General features: G+C 62.1%; 19 protein-coding genes and 1 riboswitch. Of the genes, 5 read left to right on the top strand and 14 right to left on the bottom strand.

Going from position 1 to position 22,407, the window contains the following annotated elements; genetic code table 11:
• Positions 1-22 precede the first annotated feature (22 nt).
• On the bottom strand, positions 23-1,237 hold the full coding sequence (serB, locus tag ACK59H_RS00715; protein WP_060479281.1) for a phosphoserine phosphatase SerB: 1,215 nt from the start codon (positions 1,235-1,237) through the stop codon (positions 23-25).
• A gap of 134 nt (positions 1,238-1,371) precedes the next feature.
• On the opposite strand from serB, the gene ACK59H_RS00710 reads away from it, so the two are divergent.
• Positions 1,372-2,829, top strand: coding sequence for a hypothetical protein (locus ACK59H_RS00710; protein ID WP_060479248.1), 1,458 nt, complete (start codon positions 1,372-1,374; stop codon positions 2,827-2,829).
• A gap of 271 nt (positions 2,830-3,100) precedes the next feature.
• On the opposite strand, the gene ACK59H_RS00705 is transcribed toward ACK59H_RS00710, so the two are convergent.
• The 9 genes from ACK59H_RS00705 to ACK59H_RS00665 all read right to left on the bottom strand — a co-directional run bounded on the left by ACK59H_RS00705 (position 3,101) and on the right by ACK59H_RS00665 (position 12,397).
• Positions 3,101-3,811, bottom strand: a complete 711-nt coding sequence (locus ACK59H_RS00705; protein ID WP_060479249.1) for a membrane integrity-associated transporter subunit PqiC — start codon at positions 3,809-3,811, stop codon at positions 3,101-3,103.
• 175 nt (positions 3,812-3,986) lie between these two features.
• Entirely contained in the window at positions 3,987-6,245 is a 2,259-nt protein-coding gene (parC, locus tag ACK59H_RS00700) for a DNA topoisomerase IV subunit A (RefSeq protein ID WP_060479250.1), read from the bottom strand.
• Positions 6,246-6,255: 10 nt separating this feature from the next.
• Positions 6,256-6,774 carry a TIGR02281 family clan AA aspartic protease gene (locus ACK59H_RS00695; protein ID WP_409264167.1) on the bottom strand — a complete coding sequence of 173 codons (519 nt, stop codon included), beginning with the start codon at positions 6,772-6,774 and terminating at the stop codon, positions 6,256-6,258.
• On the bottom strand, positions 6,771-7,757 hold the full coding sequence (locus ACK59H_RS00690) for an esterase-like activity of phytase family protein (protein WP_409264166.1): 987 nt from the start codon (positions 7,755-7,757) through the stop codon (positions 6,771-6,773). The genes ACK59H_RS00695 and ACK59H_RS00690 overlap by 4 nt, the downstream gene beginning before the upstream one ends.
• Positions 7,754-9,658, bottom strand: a complete 1,905-nt coding sequence (gene parE / locus ACK59H_RS00685; protein WP_060479253.1) for a DNA topoisomerase IV subunit B — start codon at positions 9,656-9,658, stop codon at positions 7,754-7,756. Before parE ends, ACK59H_RS00690 begins: the two co-directional genes overlap by 4 nt.
• Positions 9,659-9,693: 35 nt before the next feature.
• Positions 9,694-10,302 carry a YqiA/YcfP family alpha/beta fold hydrolase gene (locus ACK59H_RS00680; protein ID WP_060479282.1) on the bottom strand — a complete coding sequence of 203 codons (609 nt, stop codon included), beginning with the start codon at positions 10,300-10,302 and terminating at the stop codon, positions 9,694-9,696.
• A 145-nt stretch (positions 10,303-10,447) separates the two neighbouring features.
• Positions 10,448-11,251: a 3',5'-cyclic-AMP phosphodiesterase gene (gene cpdA, locus ACK59H_RS00675; protein ID WP_060479254.1), complete on the bottom strand. Its 804-nt coding sequence runs from the start codon at positions 11,249-11,251 to the stop codon at positions 10,448-10,450.
• Positions 11,252-11,336: 85 nt separating this feature from the next.
• Positions 11,337-11,789: a DUF1249 domain-containing protein gene (locus ACK59H_RS00670; protein WP_060479255.1), complete on the bottom strand. Its 453-nt coding sequence runs from the start codon at positions 11,787-11,789 to the stop codon at positions 11,337-11,339.
• Positions 11,780-12,397, bottom strand: a complete 618-nt coding sequence (locus ACK59H_RS00665; RefSeq protein ID WP_060479256.1) for an NUDIX domain-containing protein — start codon at positions 12,395-12,397, stop codon at positions 11,780-11,782. The genes ACK59H_RS00670 and ACK59H_RS00665 overlap by 10 nt, the downstream gene beginning before the upstream one ends.
• A 186-nt stretch (positions 12,398-12,583) precedes the next feature.
• Between ACK59H_RS00665 and ACK59H_RS00660 the strand changes: the two genes are divergently transcribed.
• Positions 12,584-13,330, top strand: coding sequence for an RsiV family protein (locus ACK59H_RS00660; RefSeq protein ID WP_060479257.1), 747 nt, complete (start codon positions 12,584-12,586; stop codon positions 13,328-13,330).
• On the opposite strand, the gene cytX is transcribed toward ACK59H_RS00660, so the two are convergent.
• Both cytX and thiC read right to left on the bottom strand, forming a co-directional pair.
• A complete protein-coding gene (gene cytX, locus ACK59H_RS00655) occupies positions 13,299-14,582 on the bottom strand; it encodes a putative hydroxymethylpyrimidine transporter CytX (RefSeq protein ID WP_060479258.1) in 1,284 nt (427 codons plus the stop codon). The two genes, ACK59H_RS00660 and cytX, sit on opposite strands and share 32 nt — an antisense overlap.
• Positions 14,583-14,684: 102 nt before the next feature.
• Positions 14,685-16,565 (bottom strand): phosphomethylpyrimidine synthase ThiC, encoded by a 1,881-nt coding sequence (thiC, locus tag ACK59H_RS00650; RefSeq protein ID WP_060479259.1) that lies wholly within the window; start codon positions 16,563-16,565, stop codon positions 14,685-14,687.
• A 155-nt stretch (positions 16,566-16,720) separates the two neighbouring features.
• Positions 16,721-16,827: riboswitch (TPP riboswitch) on the bottom strand.
• A 163-nt stretch (positions 16,828-16,990) separates the two neighbouring features.
• Between thiC and ACK59H_RS00645 the strand changes: the two genes are divergently transcribed.
• Complete coding sequence (locus tag ACK59H_RS00645) at positions 16,991-18,433, top strand: TolC family outer membrane protein (RefSeq protein WP_060479260.1); 1,443 nt, start codon at positions 16,991-16,993, stop codon at positions 18,431-18,433.
• A gap of 106 nt (positions 18,434-18,539) precedes the next feature.
• The gene (locus tag ACK59H_RS00640; protein ID WP_060479261.1) at positions 18,540-19,730 is read left to right on the top strand and encodes a delta-60 repeat domain-containing protein; all 1,191 of its coding nucleotides are present in this window, start codon (positions 18,540-18,542) and stop codon (positions 19,728-19,730) included.
• Positions 19,731-19,803: 73 nt separating this feature from the next.
• Here ACK59H_RS00640 and waaA read toward each other — a convergent pair whose 3' ends face one another.
• Together waaA and ACK59H_RS00630 are read right to left on the bottom strand one after the other, a co-directional pair.
• On the bottom strand, positions 19,804-21,078 hold the full coding sequence (gene waaA / locus ACK59H_RS00635) for a lipid IV(A) 3-deoxy-D-manno-octulosonic acid transferase (RefSeq protein WP_409264164.1): 1,275 nt from the start codon (positions 21,076-21,078) through the stop codon (positions 19,804-19,806).
• An 11-nt stretch (positions 21,079-21,089) separates the two neighbouring features.
• Entirely contained in the window at positions 21,090-21,980 is an 891-nt protein-coding gene (locus tag ACK59H_RS00630) for a LysR family transcriptional regulator (protein WP_060479263.1), read from the bottom strand.
• Positions 21,981-22,066: 86 nt separating this feature from the next.
• On the opposite strand from ACK59H_RS00630, the gene ACK59H_RS00625 reads away from it, so the two are divergent.
• On the top strand, positions 22,067-22,399 hold the full coding sequence (locus ACK59H_RS00625; RefSeq protein ID WP_060479264.1) for a multidrug efflux SMR transporter: 333 nt from the start codon (positions 22,067-22,069) through the stop codon (positions 22,397-22,399).
• The last annotated feature ends 8 nt before the right edge of the window (positions 22,400-22,407 follow it).

Genomic DNA, 22,407 nt, shown 5'->3' with positions numbered 1-22,407 from the left:
GGGCCTTTTGTTTTGGCGTGTATCAGCCGCGGGCGTCGCGGTCGCGCAGGCCCAGCAAGTAAAGCACGCCATCGAGCCCCAAGGTGGAGATCGCCTGCTTGGCCGACTGGCGCACAAGCGGTTTGGCGCGGAAGGCAACGCCAAGCCCGGCCAATGCCAGCATTGGCAGGTCGTTGGCGCCATCGCCCACGGCGATGGTCTGTTCAAGTTGCAGGCCTTCTTCGTTGGCCAGTTGCTGCAACAGCTCAGCCTTGCGCTGGGCATCGACTATCGGCTCCACCGCAACCCCAGTGACCTTGCCGTCGACTACTTCCAGCTCGTTGGCAAAGACGTAATCGATGCCCAGGCGCGCCTGGACCTGCTTGGCGAAGTACGAGAAGCCACCAGAGAGAATCGCCGTTTTATAGCCCAGACGCTTGAGCTCGGCGAACAGGTTTTCGGCACCTTCGGTCAGGCGCAGCGAAGCGCCGATCTGGTCCAGCACACCCACATCCAGGCCCTTGAGCAGCGCCATGCGCTCCTTGAAGCTGGCGCGAAAATCCAGCTCGCCGCGCATCGCGCGCTCGGTGATCGCCGCAACCTGCTCGCCTACACCAGCCGCCTTGGCCAGCTCGTCGATGACTTCAGCCTCGATCAGCGTGGAGTCCATGTCGAACACAGCCAGACGGCGGTTGCGACGGAACAGGTCGTCTTGCTGGAACGCGATGTCGACCTGCAGCGTCTGGGCCAGGGTGAAAAAGTCGCTGCGCAGTGCTTGAGCATCGCTCGGGACGCCACGTACGGATATTTCAACGGCCGCTTTGCCCTTTTCGCTCGGTGCATCCAAAGCCACCCGTGCCGACAGGCGCTCGATGCGCTCGATGGTCAGGCCGTACTGACTGATGACGGCACTGACGCGGTTCAACTGCTCGGGGGTGATCTTGCGGCTGAGCAGAGTCACGATATGTCGCGCTTCACCCTGTGCATCGGCCCAGTGCTGATAGTCGGCCTCGGAAATCGGCGTATAGCGCGCCTGAAGGTTCAGCTCGTGGGCCTTGGACTGCACGCTTTGCAGCAGCGCCGTGGCCACTTCGTTGTCCGGAATATCGACCAGAATGCCGAAGGACAGGGTGCCATGCATGACCGCCAGGCCGATGTCGAGGATGTTCACACCGCCCTGGAGAAGGACGCCGGTAAGGGCGGCGGTAAGACCCGGACGGTCCTCACCGGTGATGTTGATCAGAACGATTTCGCGCACAACCTGGCTCCGACTTCGATGAAAAATGCGCATTCTACCGATTTTCCATGACCATCGGGCGCCAACTCTACTTTGCCGACAAAACACTGCTCGCTATACTGCCGACACTTTCATGCCATTAAGAGCCGAGCTCTGTGAACCGGCCCACGCCAGTCAAAACCGACAATTTCTTCATCATGATCTTCCGAGCCCTGCGCCAACGTCGCGTGCCTCTGGCACTGCGCATCGCCACCACGAACATATTCCTGGTGGCACTGGCACTGGTGATCTATGCCTGCGTGATGGGCCTGCAGTTCAAGCAGGCCATGCACGAACAGGCGGACGCCCTGGGCCAGAGCCTGACCATCCAGACGGCCACTTCGGCGACCGAACTGTTGGTGTCCAATGACATCCTCAGCCTCAACGTGCTGCTGGGCAACCTGGTGAAGAATCCGCTGGTGGCCCACGCGGCCATCTACAGCGTGGACAACCGCATCCTCGCCGAGGCAGGCCAGCGCCCACGTAATAGCTTGCTGGGCGAGGCCGAAGGCCTTTACCAGACGAAGATCACCTTCCAGGACGTCACCGCCGGGCAGCTGCGTATCAGCCTGGACATGAGCCAGTTCCAGCAGCCGATGCTGATCAGCTTGCAGAGCATGGGCATCCTCGCCGCCATCCTGCTGGCCCTGGCATTGAGCCTGAGCCTGCGGCAAGGCCGGCACATCACCCTGCCGTTGCTGCAACTGAGAGTCTGGCTGCGTGACCCGCATCCGTACACGCCGGCCATCGACCGTCAGGACGAGATTGGCGACATCGCCCGCCAGCTGCATGCCCGTCTGGCCCCGCCTCCACCACCGGAGCCAGAGCCTGAGGAAGAAGACGAAGATGCCTTCGAGCTGGATGAAGACGCCCCGCTGAAACCCGCGCAACGCGCCAAGGCTGTGGTCCAGGCAGATGAAGAGGACGACGAGGCGTTCGCCGGGCTACTCGATGACGACAAGCAACCTGCAGCCAACACGGCGGTAGTGGAGTCCGATGAGCCCCAGAATACCGCCGTGCTAGCCGTGCAACTGGGCTCGCAGGAGCAACTGCGCAGGCTGCCGCGCTCACGCCTGACCGAGCTGCTGGAACGCTATCGCGGTTGCCTTGAGCAGGCAGCTTCATTGTATGAAGGCGAAATCCACACATTGAACGATGGCAGCACCCTGGTGCTTTTCCACAGCCGCGACTGCGGCGAGGATTACCTGACCAATGCCATCTGTTGCGGCGAGCTGTTGCGCGCGCTGGGCCATGCTCTGCAAATCGAAGTGGCTGACAGCGGCATCACCTTGCAACTGCAACTGGGCCTAGCTCTGGGCGACGACTTGCAAGGGCTGGAGCAGGTCGACCTGCTGATGGCCGAAAAGGCTCAGGATGCCCTGGCGCTGTCTCAGCACAGCCGCAACCTGCTGCTGGTGGAGCGCCAGATCAGTGACGACGAGCTGATTCGCAAGCGCGCCCGCATTCGCCCCATCGCCAGCCCTGAAGGCGCATGCTGCGTAGAACGGCTGATGGAACCCTACCCATCGATGCTGGAACGTCAGCTGGCCCGAATGCACGAGCGCCGGGCCTGACTGCACGGCGGCATTACTGCGGTTGAGCTCGCCCACAGGGTGACTGCATCTTGTGCGCCCCCTCAGGCGGATTCAACCGCGAACATGGCAACGTCCTGATGGCACCGGTTGGTGCCAGTGTTCGCGGCTAAAGCCGCGCCCACAGGTTGGGCTGGTCTCTTGCCTTGTGCAGGCCTGTGAGGGATGCATGGTGCGAAGGGCCGCAAGCGGCCCCGGCATTCTCAAATGAACAGCACCACGCTAAATGGCGGGCATTGATGCGGGTGTTCGGTCAGAACCGATAGACTTCCATATCCGTACGGATCGGCGAAGCCATAGGGATCTTCGACTTTTCTGGTTCTTTCCTGACCTGTACCGGCGCGGCGGGCTTCTTTGGCGCTTCTTCAGCAATCGCTGGCTGATTGGCCAGCGGCTTAACCGCGGTGCTGAGCTGCTCGGCAAGCTTTTGCAGTAATTGCCCTTGGGCCTGGACCTGGGACGACTCACTGCCCTCGTGGGGCTGCTCCAAGTGGACGATGCGGTTGTCACGCACCCGGCCTCGGCGGTCCAGCAGACGCCATTGTGCATCGAGCACGGCAGGCTGGTTTTTGCCCGAATCCAGGCGGGTGATCGACAGCAGTACTTGCACGTCCGGGCTGAAGCCGCTGCTGGCCGGGGCCAGCACCACGCGCTGGCTGTCCAGGCGCCAGGCCAGCTGCCGCACCAGTAACTGGTCGATGTCCGACGAGAGGCTACCGGCCCAACGACCATCGGTCGCCGAACTCAGGCTGCCATCGGCCTGACGCTGCAAGAAGGTTTCGCGCTGAAGGTAATCGGCCACCGACACGGGGCCGAGCACAACGGCCATGCCCGCACTTTGCGTGGGCTGGCCAGGATCACCGCTGTCGAGTTGGTACAGGGCGACTGGCTGGTGCACGCTGCACCCGGCCAGCCCCAGTAAACCCGTCATCAACAGCGCAAATGGAAGGCGCAGGAATTTCATTCAACCCATCCAGGCGGTCGCCACCAGGCAAACCGCAGTGATACTGATAGAGATTCGTCAGGGCACACGGCGACGCCGGCCCCACAGGGGCACTATCATCCGCGAAATATCCGTTCGACTCCAGCGTTTCTGCCCGCAACGGCGCTGAAAATGCCGTTCCAGACATTGCCAAGCGCTATCCCAGCATCTCCACCTGAAGGCTGTCGACCCGCTGGAAGCCACGTGGCAATTTGCTACCGCGCCGACCACGCTCACCTTTGTAGTGCTCAAGGTCGTCCGGCTTGAGCGAAAGCGTACGCTTGCCGGCTTGCAATACAAGGGTCGCACCCTCTGCAATCACTGCCAGATCGGTGACGAACTCTTCACGGCTGGCAACTCGATCGCCCGGCACACCAATGATCTTGTTGCCCTTACCTTTGCCCAGTTGTGGCAAGTCGGAAACCTTGAACACCAGAAGCCGCCCCTCAGTGGTCACCGCCGCAAGCCAGTCCTGCTCTCGATCGGCCACCGGGCGCGGGCTCATGACCTTGGCGCCGTTGGGCAGGCTAAGCAGCCCTTTGCCAGCCTTGTTCTTGGCCTGCAAGTCCTCACCCTTGACCACGAAGCCGTAACCGGCGTCGGATGCCACCACGTACAAGGCGTCATCCTCCGGCAACAGCACGCATTCGAAGGTCGCCCCTGGCGGTGGCGTCAGGCGGCCGGTCAGCGGCTCGCCCTGGCCACGTGCCGATGGCAGGCTATGGGCCGGCAGCGAATAACTGCGCCCCGTAGAGTCGATCAACACCGCGAACTGATTGGAGCGCCCGGCGGCGGCAGCCTTGAAACCGTCGCCAGCTTTGTAGGACAACCCGGTAGCGTCGATATCATGGCCTTTGGCACAACGCACCCAGCCCTTTTCCGACAGCACTACGGTCACAGGCTCAGTCGGCATCAGTTCGTTTTCCGAAAGCGCCTTGGCTTCGGCGCGCTCGACGATCGGCGAGCGGCGGTCATCACCGTAAGTCTCGGCGTCCTTGATCAGCTCGCTACGCACCAGCTTGCGCAGCTTGGCATCGCTGCCCAGCAGGGCTTGCAGCTTGGCCTGTTCTTTGAGCAGTTCATCCTGTTCGCCACGGATTTTCATCTCTTCCAGGCGCGCCAATTGCCGCAGACGCGTCTCGAGTATGTAGTCGGCCTGGATTTCCGTTAGCTGGAAGCGCTCGATCAGAGCCTGTTTGGGATGCTCCTCGGTACGGATGATGTGGATCACTTCATCCAGGTTTAAGAACGCAGTGAGCAAGCCTTCCAACAGGTGCAGCCGCTTCTGCACTTTGTCCAGGCGGTGCTGGAGGCGGCGGCGCACGGTGTTGGTACGGAACTCCAGCCACTCCAGCAGCAGCGCACGCAGGTTCTTGAGCTGCGGGCGGCCGTCGAGGCCAATGATATTGACGTTGACCCGATAGCTGTTTTCCAGGTCAGTGGTGGCGAACAGGTGCTGCATCAATTCGGTGGCATCGACGCGATTGGAGCGCGGAATGATGACAATACGGCAGGGGTTCTCATGGTCCGACTCGTCACGCAGGTCGGCCACCATCGGCAGTTTCTTGGCCTGCATCTGCGCAGCGATCTGCTCCAGCACTTTGGCCCCGGAAACCTGGTGCGGCAGCGCCGTCACGACGATATCACCGTCCTCGACCCGGTAAACGGCTCGCATGCGAATGGAGCCACGGCCGCTTTCGTAAATCTTCTGGATTTCCGCGCGGGGGGTGACGATCTCAGCCTCGGTCGGGTAGTCAGGGCCTTGGATGTGCTCGCACAGCTGCTCGATGGTGGCCTTGGGCTCATCGAGCAGGCGCACACAGGCGCTGGCCACTTCCCGCAAGTTGTGCGGCGGCACGTCGGTGGCCATGCCCACCGCGATACCGGTGGTGCCATTGAGCAGGATGTTGGGCAGGCGCGCCGGCAGAACAGCAGGCTCCTGCAGGGTGCCGTCGAAGTTTGGCGCCCAGTCGACGGTACCCTGCCCCACTTCACTGAGCAGCACTTGCGAATAGCGCGACAGACGCGCCTCGGTGTAGCGCATGGCCGCGAAGGATTTAGGGTCATCCGGCGCACCCCAGTTGCCCTGGCCATCGACCAGGGTGTACCGGTAACTGAATGGCTGTGCCATCAGCACCATGGCTTCGTAGCAGGCCGAGTCGCCGTGAGGGTGGAACTTGCCGAGCACGTCGCCGACGGTTCGGGCGGATTTCTTGTGCTTGGCGTCGGCATCGAGCCCCAACTCGCTCATGGCGTAGACGATGCGCCGCTGCACCGGCTTGAGGCCGTCGCCGATATGCGGCAAGGCCCGGTCCATGATCACGTACATGGAATAGTTGAGGTAGGCCTGTTCGGTGTAGTCAGCCAGCGAGCGGCGTTCGACGCCATCCAGGCTGAGTTCCAATGGGTCGCTCATGCGGGCCTCGTCATTTCAGGTTCTGGCGCAGCAGCATGGTGCCGCCGCGCTGGGTAAATTCAAGTTGTTTGAGGGCGCTCATGCCCAGCAGCACGGTCTCCCCGTCCAGGGCAGGCACTACCAGGGCGCGCACATCGTGCAGCCGGATATCCCCCAACTGCAGGCTGTTCAGGCGCGTTCGATAGCCTTCGGTACGGCCGTTGGCGGTGCTCAGCACCACAGAGCTGCCACGCTGCAGGCCAAGGCCCTGGGCCAATGACTCTGGAATCGCCACATCGGTGGCGCCGGTATCGAGCATGAAATGCACGCTTTGGCCGTTGATCGCACCATCGGCCACGAAATGCCCCTGGCCGTTGCCAACCAGGCGTATTTCGATGAAACCGTCACCGTGCTCGGATTGCACCTGAGCGTTCGGGTTGCGCTGGTGGTCTTCCCACTGCCCGAAAAAGCGCGTGGCCAGGAACAGGCCCGCCGCCCAGGCGAGGATCAACAGTATCTTGCCGGCACGCTTGCCCGCTGGCTGACTCATGGCGTAGCGCTCCAGCCACCTGGTGGTGCGTGGAAGCGCCAGACGATCGGCCGGTTTTCGCCATCGGCACGGTCACCGTTGTTGTTGTCCAGGCCGATCCACGCGCCTTTGGCATCGATCACCAACGCTTCGGCCAGGCCGAACGGCTGATCATAGAGGCGCTGGGGCACCAAGGCCTCGGCTGCGAACGACCAGCAACGCTCGACCTTGCCATCATTGGCATCACGACGGCATACCCGGTAGGCGTTTCGCTCGAGGGTGAACAGCTTGCCTTCGAACCAGGCAAGGTCGGCAAAGTCTCGCGACAGCGCACGGGGGTTGGGCATCTGCGCTGGCTGCATTTCGACGCCGGCTTCGCTGAGCAGCACACAACTGCGCCCGCACGTCCAAACCGACTGCTGGCGCTCGATGGCCACCAGCCCCCGGCGTTCACGCTCGGCTGCAAGCCACAAACGGTCACCTGCCGGACTGATGGCCAAACCCTCGAACAACGCATTGAAATTGAGCAGCATGCCACTGGCACGGGCCTGACGCACCATTGCCGGGTCGATCCTCAACCAGCTCGGCTCACCCTCGGTCGGCAGTTGCAGCACCGCGGCGTGGGCTTCGCTGACCAGATAGAGGTTGCCCGCCTGGTCACAGGTGATGCCTTCATAATCCAGTTCGCCACCCCGGATGTAGGACGCCGCCCAGTTTCGCGACTTCAACCCCCACGGCAGGCCGCTTTCGGGCACCGGCGGTGGCGTGAATGTCAGCGGCTGGGCGCGCCAGACGGCATTCTGCTGGTCAAAGCGGTAGATGCGATCGTCATCACGATCGGAAACACCCCAAAGCCCACCACGGCATGCGGCCAGGCCTGACAAGTTGCCCCCGCGCATACCCTCGATAGGGTGCTCGGAGGCCAACTTGAGTTCAGGCCAGTTGGCAGCCAGGCTCGGCAAGGCCACCAGCGTTAGACAGGCCGCGACCAGCAGACGGATCAAACCTGTACCTCAGCAAGATTGCCTTTGGTTTCCAGCCAGCTCTTGCGGTCGCCTGCGCGCTTCTTGGCCAGCAGCATATCCATGATTTCGGTGGTGCTCTGTACATCGTCCAAGGTCAGCTGGACCAGGCGCCGGGTGTTCGGGTCCATGGTCGTTTCACGCAGCTGCGGCGGGTTCATCTCACCCAGGCCCTTGAAGCGGGTAACCTGCGGTTTGCCGCGCTTCTTCTCGGCCACCAGGCGGTCGAGGATACCGTCTCGCTCGGCTTCATCCAGGGCGTAGTAGATTTCCTTGCCCAAGTCGATGCGATACAGCGGCGGCATGGCCACGTAGATGTGGCCGGCCTCGATCAACGGGCGGAAGTGCTGGACAAACAGGGCGCATAGCAAGGTAGCGATGTGCAAGCCGTCGGAGTCGGCGTCGGCGAGGATGCAGATCTTGCCGTAACGCAGCTGCGACAGATCGGCCGCCCCAGGGTCTACACCGATCGCCACGGCGATGTTATGCACTTCCTGGCTGGCCAGCACCTCGCCGCCGTCCACCTCCCAGGTGTTGAGGATCTTGCCGCGCAGCGGCAGGATGGCCTGGAACTCCTTGTCACGCGCCTGCTTGGCCGAACCACCGGCCGAATCACCCTCCACCAGGAACAGCTCGGCACGCATTGGGTCCTGCCCTGCGCAATCGGCCAGCTTGCCAGGCAACGCCGGGCCTTGGGTGATGCGCTTGCGCTCGACCTTCTTGCTGGCCTTCAAGCGCCGGCCGGCGTTGCTGATGGCAAGTTCCGCCAGCTGCATGCCAAGCTCAGGGTGGGCGTTGAGCCACAGGCTGAAAGCGTCCTTGACCACACCGGAGACGAACGCTGCAGCCTCGCGGGATGACAGACGCTCCTTGGTCTGGCCAGAGAACTGGGGCTCCTGCATCTTCATCGAGAGCACAAAGGTGATGCGCTCCCAGACGTCTTCAGGCGCCAGCTTCACCCCGCGCGGCAGCAAGTTGCGGAACTCGCAGAATTCGCGCATGGCATCGAGCAAGCCTTGGCGCAGACCGTTGACGTGGGTACCGCCCTGGGCGGTGGGAATCAGGTTGACATAGCTTTCCTGAACGCTGTCACCGCCCTCGGGCAGCCACAGCAGCGCCCAGTCCACGGCCTCCTTGTTACCTGCCAGGCTGCCGCAGAATGGCTCGTCAGGCAGGCGCTGGAACTCGCTGACAGAATCGACCAGGTAAGAGCGCAGGCCGTCTTCGTAATGCCACTCGACCTTTTCACCGCTGGCTTTGTCTTCGAAGCTGACCAGCAGGCCTGGGCACAGTACGGCCTTGGCCTTGAGTACATGCTTGAGCCGGCTGATGGAGAACTTCGCGGAATCGAAGTACTTCGGGTCGGGGCTGAAATACACACTGGTACCGGTGTTGCGCTTGCCGACCGTGCCGACCACTTCCAGCTCACTGGCCTTGAAGCCGTCGGCAAAGGTCATCTGGTATTCGTTGCCGTCGCGTTTGACACGCACGCGCACTTGGGTCGAAAGGGCATTGACCACCGAAATACCCACGCCATGCAGGCCGCCGGAGAACTGGTAGTTCTTGTTGGAGAACTTGCCACCAGCATGCAGCTTGGTGAGGATCAGTTCGACCCCTGACACACCCTCCTCAGGGTGGATATCCACCGGCATGCCACGGCCGTCGTCGCTGACCTCCAAGGAATGATCAGCGTGCAGGATGACCTGCACCGAACGGGCGTGACCGGCCAGGGCTTCGTCGACACTGTTGTCGATGACTTCCTGGGCCAGGTGGTTGGGCCGGCTGGTATCGGTATACATACCCGGGCGTTTACGCACCGGGTCGAGGCCGGAGAGGACTTCGATGGCGTCTGCGTTATAAGCGCTAGCGCTGGGATTGGCCATGGGTTCTCGTCGTCAGTCTGGTGAATGCAAAAAGATCAAAATACAGAAAAATCGAGCGCCGCATACTGCTGCCGGGCAATGCCAGCGAAAGCCAGCAGCCCTGGCAACTGCTCAGCGAAGCCTTGGTAACTGTGGTCGCCACCGGCCTGAATGCGCAGGGCGCACGCCCGGTAGTACTGCTGGGCATGGCGGTAGTCCAGGGTTTCGTCGGCGGTCTGCAACCACACCTGATAGCGGCCTGGCTCGGTCGGAGCCGGCACTTCGAGCTCGGCCAACGCCTGCACATGGTCCAGGGTCAGCTCCCAGGCCTGGCCCGTGTAATGGTTGCGCTGGGTACCCAGGTAACCGTCAAACCGGGTGTGGGGAGTGACCGCCGGATTGACCAGCAGCGCCTTGAGCCCATGGCGCTCGGCCAGGTGCGTGGCATAGTAGCCGCCGAGCGAACTGCCTACCAGCAGGGGCGCCCCGAGTTCGGCGAGGGCAGCTTCGAGCTGGATCATGGCCTGGCGCGGGTGGTGGTGCAGGTCCGGGATGCGCAGCTGCTGCGACAGGCCCATCTGCTGCATGACAGCCGCCAGCTGGCGCGCCTTGGTGGACTGTGCCGAACTGTTGAAGCCATGGATATAGAGGATGGAACCCGACATGCTGCCCCCGAAATCTGCGGCTTCGCGCCCATTGATACGGGCGCAGGGACGCGCAGTGTAGCGTGTTCGCCGGGTTTTGGCGCTGGATGGCCTATTTCGCAACACTTTCATCCGGCAGCCGGCGCGATTGCTCGCCCCCAATGTATCAATAGCCTGGGCTGTCGAAATCCAGCTGCACGGTAAAGTCAGTGGCCCGTTGCACGCCGGTTTCCAACCGCCCATCGGCATGCAGGCGCAGCCAGCGATACCCCGGTTGCTCTTCGCTGACCTTGAAAGCCTCACTGCCCGCCGCAAACTGGATGCAGGTCGACGGCGTAGCCAGCAAGCGCAAGCCGTCACGCCGTTCATCCCACGGCTGATGGATATGCCCCCAGAGCAAGGCCTTTACCTGTGGGTGGCTGCGCAGGCGCTGCAACAGTTGATCGGCATTGCGCAACCCAATCGGGGCTATCCAGGCGCAACCCACATCTACCGGCTGATGGTGGCAGCACACCAGGCAATAGCGCTCGCCGGCCGTGGCCAGCGCGTCATCGAGGATCGACAGCTGGTCCTGGGCAAGCAAACCGTGGGTGGCCCCTGGCACCGCCGAGTTCAGCATCACCACCCGCCAACGGCCAATATCGGTGACCGATTGCACGAGCTCTGGCGCCACTTCGGCCATGAGCCTGGCTTCGTCGTGGTTTCCCGCAAGCCACCGGGTAGGCGCGGCGATTTCCCCGGTCAATTGGCGAAAGGCTTCATACGACGCCACACTGCCGTCCTGGGACAGGTCGCCCGTACAGAGCAACAGGTCGACGCACGGCTGTTCCCTGCGGACCTGTGCAACCACATGGCGCAGGCTCTCACGGGTATTGAGACCGAGCATCGTGCCCGCCGGGCTGGCGAACAAATGGGCGTCGGTCAGTTGCACCACGTGCACGGGTGCTGGGCAGGGGTCTGGGTGCGGCAACGGCCGTCTCCTCCAACAGGTACTGCACCAATTATGAGCCCGCGCTGGCGGCGAGCAAACACTCGCTGGCGAAGCGAATCACATTTCAGCGCACACTTGCCAGTTCATGGCCGCAGGCCAGGCAGTGGCTGAGCCATTCACCCAGAAACAGATTGAGCTGCGCCTTTTCGTCCGGCTGGTGCATGGCCTTGTTGGGGTAGGGGTAGATGCTGCGCAGGCGCCGGGTATGCTCGGCGCTGATCACCTCGGCCATGCGCGCATCGTGATACACCTGCACCTCCAGCTGAGGCACCGGCAGCCATGGCAGGCTGTGCTCCTGGCGCACGCGCACGGTGGTGGTGTAAGGGCAAGCCAACAGCACATCGAGCACCAGCACGCCCAGCATCTGGTCACCCTGGGTCATGCCAATGCGCCGGGAACTCTGCGTTGTACGCATATCGGGCAGCAGGCGCATGAGCCTGGCATAGTTGGCCTCGCAGGCTGCCTGCAGCCCGGCCAGATCGACCCGATAGCGCTCACGCAAAAGGTTCACTTCCACATACCTCGAACTTCATCTTTGTTCAGCGCCAGCCACTGCAGGCCGATGATGGTCGCCGCGTTGCAGATGCGCCCGTCACGCACTGCCTGTAGCGCATCCTCGAACGACCAGACCCGCACGCGAATGTCCTCGCCCTCTTCTTCGAGCCCATGCAGGCCCCCGGCGCTTTCGCTGCTGCAACGCCCCAGAAACAGGTGGACGTACTCATCGCTACCACCAGGAGAGGGGAAGTAGCGAGTCATGGGCCACAAGGCGCTGAAACTCAGCCCCGCCTCTTCTTCGGCTTCGCGATGGGCGACTTCTTCTGGTTGCTCGTCCTTGTCGATCAGCCCGGCGACCATTTCGATCAGCCAAGGGTTATCGATTTTTTCCAGAGCGCCCACGCGAAACTGCTCGATCAACACCACTTCATCGCGCAGCGGGTCGTAGGGCAGCACGCACACTGCGTCGTGGCGCACGAACAGTTCACGGCTGATCTCGCGGCCCATGCCGCCAGCGAACAGTTCGTGGCGCAGCTGCACTTTGTCGAGTTTGTAAAAGCCCTTGAAACAGTTGGCCCGGTTGACGATCTCGACCGCCTTGGGCACCGAATTCAACGTATCTGTCATTGCAACCCCCATCTACCTCGAATACCGCATCGCGCCATCCTACTCTGCACGCTTGCGCGTTTCACCCCTTTCCGGCAACCGTTCGCACACTCGGGACAGTACGTCTTCACTCTGTTAGCTTAGTGGCGAACCGAAGGCCGCGCAGACGGTCATAGTCCGACTTTTCCCTGTTCTGCAAGGATCATCATGACACTCGTCAAACTGACTTCCGTGGCCGTGCTGGCACTCGCTCTGGGCGCCTGCCAGAGCCTGTTCGCGCCCAACTACCGGACCCCGCTGGAGGTCAAGCGTGATGCCTGGGAGCACGTCAAGCCCGGCTGCAGCGCCAGCGACTGCCCGCTGGTGAACATCGACACCGTTCATTTCCCGGCCCAGCCCAAGCTCGACGCCATTGTCGAAAAACGCCTGCTGCAACTGACCGAAGACAATCAGCATGGCACCGCGCCAAGCTCCCTGCAGGCCTACGAGCAGCAATACCTGGCCAGTGCCGACAAACGCAACAGCAGCTACTTGCAAGCCAAGGTACGCGAGCAGCATGACGGGCTGGTGATCATCGAGCTGTCCAGCTACCTGGACAGTGGCGGCGCCCACGGTATGCCGGGGCGCGGTTTCATCAACTACTCGCGCAAGCTGGACAAGGTCCTGACCCTGCAGGACATGCTGGTGCCAGGCCAGGAGCAAGCCTTCTGGAAGACCGTCGAGGAGTCCCACCGCGCCTGGCTGATCAGCGTTGGCATGGACAAGGACGCCGAGTTCGTCAAGACCTGGCCATTCAAGCGCTCGCCACACATCGCCCTGACCTACGGCGCAGTCGTGGTGAAGTACGAGGTGTATGCCATTGCGCCCTATTCCATGGGCCACGTAGAACTGAAAATCCCCTATCCGCGCCTGAACGGCATCCTCAAGCCCGAGCTGTTTCCCGGCCGCGGCTGAAGCTCAGCAGCCCGTGCAAGCCACCTGCCAGCAACAGTGCTGGCAGGGTAGCGCCCAGCTCCGGCGCCTTGGCGGCGATCAGGTGATAGGCCACCACGCCCACAACCCAAGCCACCAGCGCCTGCCAGTGCAACCCCTCGACCTGGGCGGGCAGGCGCCGCCGACGGATCACGTAGTGGTCCATCAGCACCACGCCGAACAACGGTGCGAACACCGAGCCGATCAACAGCAGGAAGTTCTCGTACTGGGCCAATGGCGCCAGCAGGGCGATCAAGGTGCACAGCACGCCGATAGCCAACGCCAGGTGCTCTACCTTGAGCGGCAGCAACACACCAGTTGAAACAGCCGCCGAGTGAATGTCGGCGAAGGCTTTTTCCGACTCGTCCAGCAAAATCAGCAGCAGCGGTATACCCATGCCCGCGCCTGCCAGGGCAAGCAGCAGCGCATTGACCTCACCACTGGCGGCAAATGCCAGGGTGTAGGCCACGCCCAGGCTCATCAGCCAGGTGTTGCCGATGAAATAGCCAACCACGGTGCCACCGAACACATGCTTGCCGTTGCGCGCGAAGCGCGAGTAGTCAGCAATCAGCGGCAACCACGAAAGCGGCATGGCGATGGCGATGTCGAAGCCTACGGCCAGGGACATCGAACCGTCCCCGGCGCGGTTCCACAATTGCCCAAGGTCGGCCTTGGCGAACAGGTTCCAGGTCAGCCACAGGCACGCCCCCAGCAACAGCCAGATCCCCCAGGCGCGCAACACCTTGCGCACGAACGCCAAGGGCCCGCTGACCGCCAACAAGGTGGCCAAGGCGCCGAAGCACAGGGTCCAGAGCATCGGGCTGTTCCAAGCACTGTCTTCACCGAATGCCCGCGCGCCCAGCAGGCTGGCGGCATCGCGCATGACGATGATCTCGAAGGCTCCCCAACCCACCAATTGCAGCAGGTTGAGCAGAGCCGGAAGGCGTGCGCCGTGGCGGCCCAGGCTCAGTTTCAGGGTACCCATGGCCGACAGGCCGGTGTCGCTGCCGATGACACCGGCAGCCCCCAGCAGCAGCACCCCGACACCGGTGCCCAAGGCAATGGCCAGCACCGCGCCGGCAAGGCCCAGCCCCGGCGCCAGCATGGCACCGACCTGTAGCACCATCAGGCCGATGCCCAGGGAGAACCATAGCGAGAAAAGGTCACGGGCACCGAAGATGCGTTGGTGGGTGGGGACCGGGTGGTCGGGGGAAAATTGGCTTGGGGTGGTCATTGTTGTGATCGCCGAAAGTGTTGAGGTATTTGCTGAGCCGGCAGGCCTGTTCGCGGGGTCACCCACGAAGAGCCGGCCGGTTCTAGGCCGCTATAAAGCCAGTTACACCTTGTGATAAAGCTGGCTGCCTTCCTGGCGGAACCGCTCGGCCTGCTCACGCATGCCTTGCTCGACCGTCACATCGACGGTTTCGATCTTGGCGGCGTATTCACGCACTTCCTGGGTGATTTTCATCGAACAGAACTTAGGCCCGCACATCGAGCAGAAGTGGGCGACCTTGGCCGACTCCTTTGGCAGGGTTTCGTCGTGGAAAGCTCGCGCGGTGTCTGGGTCAAGGCCCAGGTTGAACTGGTCTTCCCAGCGGAACTCGAAACGCGCCTTGGACAAAGCGTTGTCGCGGATCTGCGCACCAGGGTGGCCTTTGGCGAGATCCGCGGCGTGGGCGGCGATCTTGTAAGTGATGATGCCGGTCTTCACATCATCCTTGTTCGGCAGGCCCAGGTGCTCTTTAGGGGTGACATAGCAGAGCATGGCACAGCCAAACCAGCCGATCATGGCCGCACCAATGCCCGAGGTGATGTGGTCATAACCGGGTGCGATGTCGGTGGTCAGTGGGCCAAGGGTGTAGAACGGCGCCTCGTCGCAGCATTCGAGCTGCTTGTCCATGTTTTCCTTGATCAGTTGCATTGGCACATGGCCAGGGCCTTCGATCATGCATTGCACATCGTGTTTCCAGGCGATCTTGGTCAGCTCGCCCAGGGTTTCCAGCTCACCGAACTGGGCCGCATCGTTGGCGTCAGCGATCGAACCCGGGCGCAGGCCGTCGCCAAGGGAGAAGCTGACGTCGTAGGCCTTCATGATTTCGCAGATCTCGTCGAAGTGCGTGTACAGGAAGTTTTCCTTGTGATGGGCCAGGCACCACTTGGCCATGATCGAGCCGCCGCGGCTGACGATGCCGGTGACGCGCTTGGCGGTCAGCGGTACATAGCGCAGCAGCACCCCGGCGTGGATGGTGAAGTAATCGACCCCCTGCTCGGCCTGTTCGATCAACGTGTCGCGGAACAGCTCCCAGGTCAGGTCCTCGGCCACGCCGTTGACCTTTTCCAGTGCTTGGTAGATTGGCACGGTGCCGATCGGTACCGGCGAATTGCGGATGATCCACTCACGGGTTTCATGAATGTGCTTGCCGGTGGACAAGTCCATGACGGTGTCCGAGCCCCAGCGAATGCCCCAGGTCAGCTTGGCCACTTCTTCTTCGATCGAGGAGCCCAGGGCGCTGTTGCCGATGTTGCCATTGATCTTCACCAGGAAGTTGCGGCCAATGATCATCGGCTCCAGCTCCGGGTGGTTGATGTTGGCCGGGATAATCGCACGGCCGCGGGCGACTTCCTGGCGAACGAACTCCGGGGTGATCTCTTTGGGAATGTTGGCCCCGAAGCTGTGGCCTGCGTGCTGCTCGTTGAGCAGACCGGCGGCGCGCGCCTCTTGCAGCTTCATGTTCTCGCGGATGGCCACGTACTCCATCTCGGCGGTGATAATGCCCTGGCGAGCGTAGTGCATCTGTGAAACATTGGCGCCGGGCTTGGCCCGGCGCGGGTTGCGCACATGGGCGAAGCGCAGCTTGGCCAATTGCGCATCGTTCAGCCGCTGCTGCCCGAATTCGGAGCTCAGGCCATCCAGTCGCTCGGTGTCGCCACGGGCCTCGATCCAGGCTGAACGCACGTCGGCCAGGCCCTTGCGCACGTCGATGATGACGTTGGGATCGGTATAGGGGCCGGAGGTGTCATAGACCAGCACGGGGGCATTGGTTTCGCCGCCGAAGTCGGTCGGTGTGTCGTCCAGGCTGATTTCACGCATGGGTACGCGGATGTCCGGGCGCGAGCCTTCGACATAAACCTTGCGCGAACGTGGGAAGGGTTGCACGGATTGCTGATCGACTTGCGCCGACTCGCTGAGGTTGATCGTTTTTTCTTGTTGGCTCATCACAGGCTCTCCAGACGGCTTCCTAGCAGTGGAATGTCGGGGTGAACCTGAACGGCATGGACGCACTCTTGATCAGTGCAGTGCCAGATAATGGGGGTGCCTGAAGCTGCATGCAGCTGCGACATTCCCGGACCTGGCACAAGAGGCTCCCCGGGAAGGCGAGCAATCTTGTTCCCTACGCAGGCGCTAACCTGATCAGGTTCAACGGGATCCGCACCTCTGCGATCTCAGCCTTTGCTTCAAGGCACCCCGACAAGAACCTGCGCAGTCTAGACTGGTGTGGCCGGTAAAGCCAAGCGGGTAAATGGCCAGGGGGATGAAAGGCAGAGCCTGTGATTGTTGGCAGATGCGCATGGCACTACACTGGCCCATCGTTCGATACTCAACAGTTCAGTAATTAAATTTTTCGTACAAGGATTGCCTCTATGCTGCGCAAACTTTCACTGGCAATAGCCGTGTCTTGTGCGTCCAATACAGGGGTCTGGGCAGCTGACATGCCCACGACGGTAAAGACCGACCTGGTGAGTGTTTACCAGGAAGCTGTCGACAACAACGCCGATCTTGCTGCCGCACGTGCCGATTACGGCGCGCAGAAAGAAGTCGTACCGCAGGCCAGGGCTGGCCTGCTGCCCAACCTTTCGGCCGGCGCCGAGATGCTCAACACCCGCACCAAAATCGACCAGCCTTCGGCTACGGCCAACCGCAGCGGCAACACGTGGAGCGCTACCCTGGCGCAACCGATCTTCCGCGCCGATCGCTGGTTCCAGCTTCAGGCTGCTGAAGCGGTCGATGAACAGGCGGCGCTGCAATTGTCGGCCACCGAACAGAACCTGATTCTGCAAACGGCCCAAAACTACTTCTCCGTATTGCGTGCCCAGGACAATCTTGCTGCGACCAAGGCCGAGGAAGCAGCCCTCAAGCGCCAGCTGGACCAATCCAACGAACGCTTCGATGTCGGCCTTTCCGACAAGACCGACGTGTTGCAGTCCCAGGCCAGCTACGACACCGCCCGCGCCAACCGGATCATCGCCGAGCGCCAGGTACAGGATGCCTTCGAGGCGTTGGTCACGCTGACCAACCGCGAATACAGCTCGATCCAGGGCGTGGTGCACACGCTACCGGTCAGGGTGCCGACCCCTAACGACGCCAAAGCCTGGGTGGAAACCGCTGGCCGGCAGAACCTCAACCTGCTGGCCACCAACTACGCCGTGGCCGCCGCCGAGCAAACCCTGCGCCAGCGCAAGGCCGGCCATGCGCCGACCCTCGATGCCGTGGCCAAATACCAGAAAGGCGACAACGATAACCTGGGCTTCAACAACCCATCACCGTTCGGCCAGCGCTACAGCGGCGATGTGGAGCAGACCAGCGTCGGCCTGCAGCTGAACATCCCGATCTATAGCGGTGGCTTGACCAGCTCGCAGGTCCGTGAGGCCTACGCCCGCCTGACCCAGAGCGAGCAGCAGCGCGAAAGTCTGCGCCGCCAGGTAGTCGAGAACACCCGCAACCTGCATCGCGCGGTGAATACCGACGTGGAACAGGTGCAGGCCCGCAAGCAGTCGATCATCTCCAACCAGAGCGCGCTGGAGGCCACCGAGATCGGCTACCAGGTTGGCACACGCAACATCGTCGACGTGCTCGACGCACAGCGCCAGCTGTACACATCGGTGCGTGACTACAACAACAGCCGCTATGACTACATTCTGGATAACCTGAGCCTGAAACAGGCAGCCGGCACGCTGAGCCCGCAGGATCTGCAAGACCTCAGGCAGTACCTGAAACCGGACTACAACCCGGACAAGGACTTCCTACCACCGGACCTGGCGGCGGCGGCGGCGAAAAACTTCGAGCGCAGGCCCTCGACGCCTTGAAAGGCATCACCCAGGCCAACCCTCCTGACTAGTATTTCTGTCAGTTTCGCGTACTGGCCTTTTCTCATAGCGTAGTGGCTGACCCACCGCTTGGAGAGAGGCCAGCATGCACAACAATCCTCAGACTACGCCGCGCGCGCCCCGGTTAATACAGTACAACTTCACCGAATGGTTGGGCGCCCTTTGCCCTGCAGCTGAAGGCAAGCTGCTGGTGGTGGGCAACTCTGCGCAGGAAGATGGCAAATTCACTCTGGCTCGCCTGCTGCCCGATGGTGAGCTCGATACTTCTTTCAATGAAAGCGGCTTGATCGAGCATGCCTTCGACGAGCAGGCGATTTTCTACGCACTGTCTGTGCATCTAGAGCCATCCAACGCCCAAGAGCACGCGAAGATCTTTATAAGCGGCGTACTTTTCGCTGAGCAGGGCATCTATCCAGCGGCTGCCCGCTGCTTGGCTTCTGGAAGCCTGGACGGCAGCTTTGCCGACCAGGGACTGTTCATTTTCAATGATTCACGCTACACGGCGTCACCGGCGAACCATAAGGCCGCATCTTGCCGTCAGCGCATTGCCTCTGTCGGCATGACGGGTGCTGGTGCCGCCACCCTAGCCGATGGTGGCTATCTACTCTCCCCGGCCGAAACAGGTCTCGTACTGAAACTGACATCGGCAGGCACACTGGACACCTCGTTCGCCAAAGACGGCGTGCTCGAACCGTCTAACTTCGAAGCTACCAGCGCCATTGTGCTGGGCAAGCGCCTTTACCTCACTGGTCAGCATCGGCAAGGTGGCACGGTGGCGGCCTACACGCCGCAGGGTGAACTGGACGAAAGCTTTGGTGAAGGTGGCATGGTGAGCATCGCGACCAAGCTGCTAGCGCTTGCGCCAGGTGAAGATGGTCAGTCGCTGAACGTAGTCGGGGTAACCGACACCGACGGCAACAATCGTGGATGCCTGGCTCGCCTCAAAACCAACGGTAGTCTGCTGCTCAAGCCAGTGGTGATAGCGCCGGCAAACCGCGAAGCCGACTTGAGGTATGTCATGTCCCGCACAGACCAAAGCGCACAGCAGCGCATCTATGGTCTGGGGCAAACGACCGAGCAGAATCGTGACGCTCGCTACTACATCGCCTCCCGCCATGCCGATGGCACGGTTGCCGATGATTTCCCCGGCGGCCTAGTGGTAGCGCAAGTGAACTCAACCGTACTGGGGTGCGACCTGGTTGGCTCCAACGAGTTAGCACTCTGCGGGTATGTCGGTAGCCAAGGCTTCGTCGCCTGGTATCCGCTGGCCGAATGAAAGCCCACCCCCTGAGCATCTGCGTGAGGGCCCACGCCCAGCCTTTTGGCGCAAGCCCTACGCAGAAGCCGGGTCAGTCGCGCAGCAAACGGGCAAGGCCCTCCAGCAGACGCTGCAAGGCGCCTTGGTTGGCCCTCATCACCGCCCGGCCCGCCTCACCCATGCGCTGTGCATCCTGCGGCAGCTCGATCAAGCGCCGCACGGCTTCTGCCAGCCCATCGGCATTATCGACCTGCTGCAAAGCGCCGGCTTCGCGCAACATCGCGCTGATTTCAAGGAAATTGAACACGTGGGGCCCCATCAGCACCGGCAACGCCAACGCGGCGGGCTCCAGTGGGTTATGCCCCCCCGTAGCGACCAGGCTGCCCCCCACGAATGCAATGTCGGCGAGCGCGTAGAGGAACAGCAACTCACCCATGGTGTCGCCCAACAGCACCTGGGCCTGGGCCGTTACCGCTGCGCCACTGGAGCGGCGTACCGTGGCGAACTGCGCAGCGCACAAGGCATGCACGGCATTGAAGCGTTCAGGATGGCGCGGCACCAGGATCAGCAGCGCATCCCCATGCACCTGCAACAATTGCCGGTGGGCCTGCAAAATCAGGGCATCTTCGCCTTCGTGGGTGCTGGCGGCGATCCATACCGGGCGCTGGGTGGCGCCCCATCGCTCGCGCAGGGCTCTGGCCTGGGGCACCAATTGCTCATCGAGCTTGAGGTCGAACTTGATCGAGCCAGTCACCTGCACGCATTCAGCCCGCGCCCCCAGGTCAAGAAAGCGCTGCGCCTCAGCCTCTGTCTGCACTGCGATGAAGCTCATTTCGGCAAGCATTGGCCGGGTCAGCTTGGCAAAACGCGCATATCCACGTGCCGAACGCTCTGACAAGCGGGCGTTGGCCAGGGCCACGGGGATGCCACGCTTTGCGCACTGATGGATGTGGTTGGGCCACAGTTCGGTTTCCATGATGATGCCCAACCGCGGACGCACGTGGTCCAGGAACCGCCCGGCCGCCCACGGCAAGTCATAGGGCAGGTAACAATGCTGGATGCGCGGTTCATCGGCGAACATGGCGCGAATACGCTCGGACCCGGTCGGGGTCATGCAGGTGAGCGTGATCGATGAATCCGGGTATGCCTTGAGCAGCGCACGCACCAACGGTGCAGCAGCGATGCTTTCACCGACCGATACGGCGTGCACCCAAATGCCACCCTGGTGCATGACCGGCAGATCAAGGGCAAAGCGCTCAGCGATGCGCTGGCCGTAGGCAGGCGCCTTGCGCGCGCGCAGGTACAGGCGCAGCGCAACCAGCGGCAGGCCCAGGTGAAACAGCAAGGTATAGAGTGTTCTGTTCATGGCGGCGCAGTTTACCCGATCGCACGCAGGTGCACTGCAAAGCGCTCGGCCAACCATTGCGCGGCTGGCCCGAGCGGCTCGTCGCGGCGCCAGGCCATTTCTACCACCAGCGCCGGCGGGCGCCATTCGCTGGCGAGTTCGACCATGTGCGCCTGGTAGGTCGGGTACTGCACCACATGGCGTGGCAGCCACGCCCAGCCCAGGCCACGCATCAGCAGCTCGGCCATGGCGTAGAAACTATCGGCCCGCCACACCTGCGGGCTGATTGCTTCACCACCGGGGTAGCCACTTTGTTGTGGGGTAATCAGCAGTTGCCGATGGCGGGCCAATTGCTGGCGGTTGACCCGGCGTTCACCGGCCAGCGGGTGCCCCGCCGCACATACCGTGACCATCTCCACGCTGCCCAGCGCACGCCGCTCCAGAGCGGCTGGAATACGCTCATGGTGAAAAAACAACCCCAGGTCTGCCCGCCGCTCGGCGAGCTTGCGCGCCACATCGCCTTGGGCGCCGCTGGCCAGTTGCACCTCAAGGTAAGGAAAACGGCTCGCCAGTTCATCCAGGCTGTCGATCACCGGCTGATACGGCATGGCTTCATCCTGGGCCACCCGAAGCAGCGCTTCTTGGCCACGCATCAGGGCCAAGGCGCGGCCATCCAGGTGCTCGCACTGGCGCAGCAGTTCACGTGCATCCTCCAGCAACGCCATACCGTTTTCGGTCAGTTTCGGTTGCCGACCGCTGCTGCGCTCGAACAACGTTACACCAAGATCAGCCTCTAGCAGAGCAATTGCATTGCTGATGGCCGATTGAGCCTTGCGCTGCTCACGCGCCACGGCGGAAAACGAACGCAGTTCAGCGACTCTTAAAAAGGTACGCAGTTGCTCAAGACTCCAACGCTCGGCCATTAAGCCATCTCCAAAACAGATAGGTAATGACTTTACCGCATCTGGGCTAGCGCTAGAATGCCCAGCAGTAGCCGGAGGATCCTGTCATGAATGCCTACACCTATCTCGCCATCGCGATCGTTGCCGAAGTGATTGCCACCGCTTCGATGAAAGCAGTCAAAGGGCTGAGCACGCCACTGCCACTGCTGCTGATGGTGGTCGGCTACGGGATCGCGTTCTGGATGCTGACCCTGGTGGTACGCAGCATTCCGGTGGGAATTGCCTACGCCCTGTGGTCCGGGCTGGGCATTGTGCTGATCAGCGTGGCAGCCTTGGTGGTGTACGGGCAGAAGCTGGATGTGCCAGCCATGCTGGGCATGGCCATGATCGTCGGCGGCGTGGTGGTGATTCAGCTGTTCTCCAAGACTGCCGGGCACTGAGGCAGCCT

The sequence above is a fragment of the Pseudomonas sp. KCJK9000 genome (assembly GCF_046230725.1).
GTDB lineage: Bacteria > Pseudomonadota > Gammaproteobacteria > Pseudomonadales > Pseudomonadaceae > Aquipseudomonas > Aquipseudomonas promysalinigenes.
The sequence above is the reverse complement of the archived record's forward strand: the minus strand, read 5'-3'. Positions and strand labels throughout refer to the sequence as shown.

What these genes read in the sequence shown, in the direction of transcription:
- parC (WP_060479250.1), bottom strand. Translation starts at nt 6,245, where the DNA reads ATGAGCGACCCATTGGAACTCAGCCTGGATGGCGTCGAACGCCGCTCG.
- ACK59H_RS00630 (WP_060479263.1), bottom strand. Translation starts at nt 21,980, where the DNA reads ATGGCCGAGCGTTGGAGTCTTGAGCAACTGCGTACCTTTTTAAGAGTC.
- waaA (WP_409264164.1), bottom strand. Translation starts at nt 21,078, where the DNA reads ATGAACAGAACACTCTATACCTTGCTGTTTCACCTGGGCCTGCCGCTG.
- ACK59H_RS00695 (WP_409264167.1), bottom strand. Translation starts at nt 6,774, where the DNA reads ATGAGTCAGCCAGCGGGCAAGCGTGCCGGCAAGATACTGTTGATCCTC.
- ACK59H_RS00705 (WP_060479249.1), bottom strand. Translation starts at nt 3,811, where the DNA reads ATGAAATTCCTGCGCCTTCCATTTGCGCTGTTGATGACGGGTTTACTG.
- ACK59H_RS00680 (WP_060479282.1), bottom strand. Translation starts at nt 10,302, where the DNA reads ATGTCGGGTTCCATCCTCTATATCCATGGCTTCAACAGTTCGGCACAG.
- ACK59H_RS00645 (WP_060479260.1), top strand. Translation starts at nt 16,991, where the DNA reads ATGCTGCGCAAACTTTCACTGGCAATAGCCGTGTCTTGTGCGTCCAAT.
- parE (WP_060479253.1), bottom strand. Translation starts at nt 9,658, where the DNA reads ATGGCCAATCCCAGCGCTAGCGCTTATAACGCAGACGCCATCGAAGTC.
- ACK59H_RS00665 (WP_060479256.1), bottom strand. Translation starts at nt 12,397, where the DNA reads ATGACAGATACGTTGAATTCGGTGCCCAAGGCGGTCGAGATCGTCAAC.
- ACK59H_RS00625 (WP_060479264.1), top strand. Translation starts at nt 22,067, where the DNA reads ATGAATGCCTACACCTATCTCGCCATCGCGATCGTTGCCGAAGTGATT.
- cytX (WP_060479258.1), bottom strand. Translation starts at nt 14,582, where the DNA reads ATGACCACCCCAAGCCAATTTTCCCCCGACCACCCGGTCCCCACCCAC.
- ACK59H_RS00640 (WP_060479261.1), top strand. Translation starts at nt 18,540, where the DNA reads ATGCACAACAATCCTCAGACTACGCCGCGCGCGCCCCGGTTAATACAG.
- ACK59H_RS00660 (WP_060479257.1), top strand. Translation starts at nt 12,584, where the DNA reads ATGACACTCGTCAAACTGACTTCCGTGGCCGTGCTGGCACTCGCTCTG.
- thiC (WP_060479259.1), bottom strand. Translation starts at nt 16,565, where the DNA reads ATGAGCCAACAAGAAAAAACGATCAACCTCAGCGAGTCGGCGCAAGTC.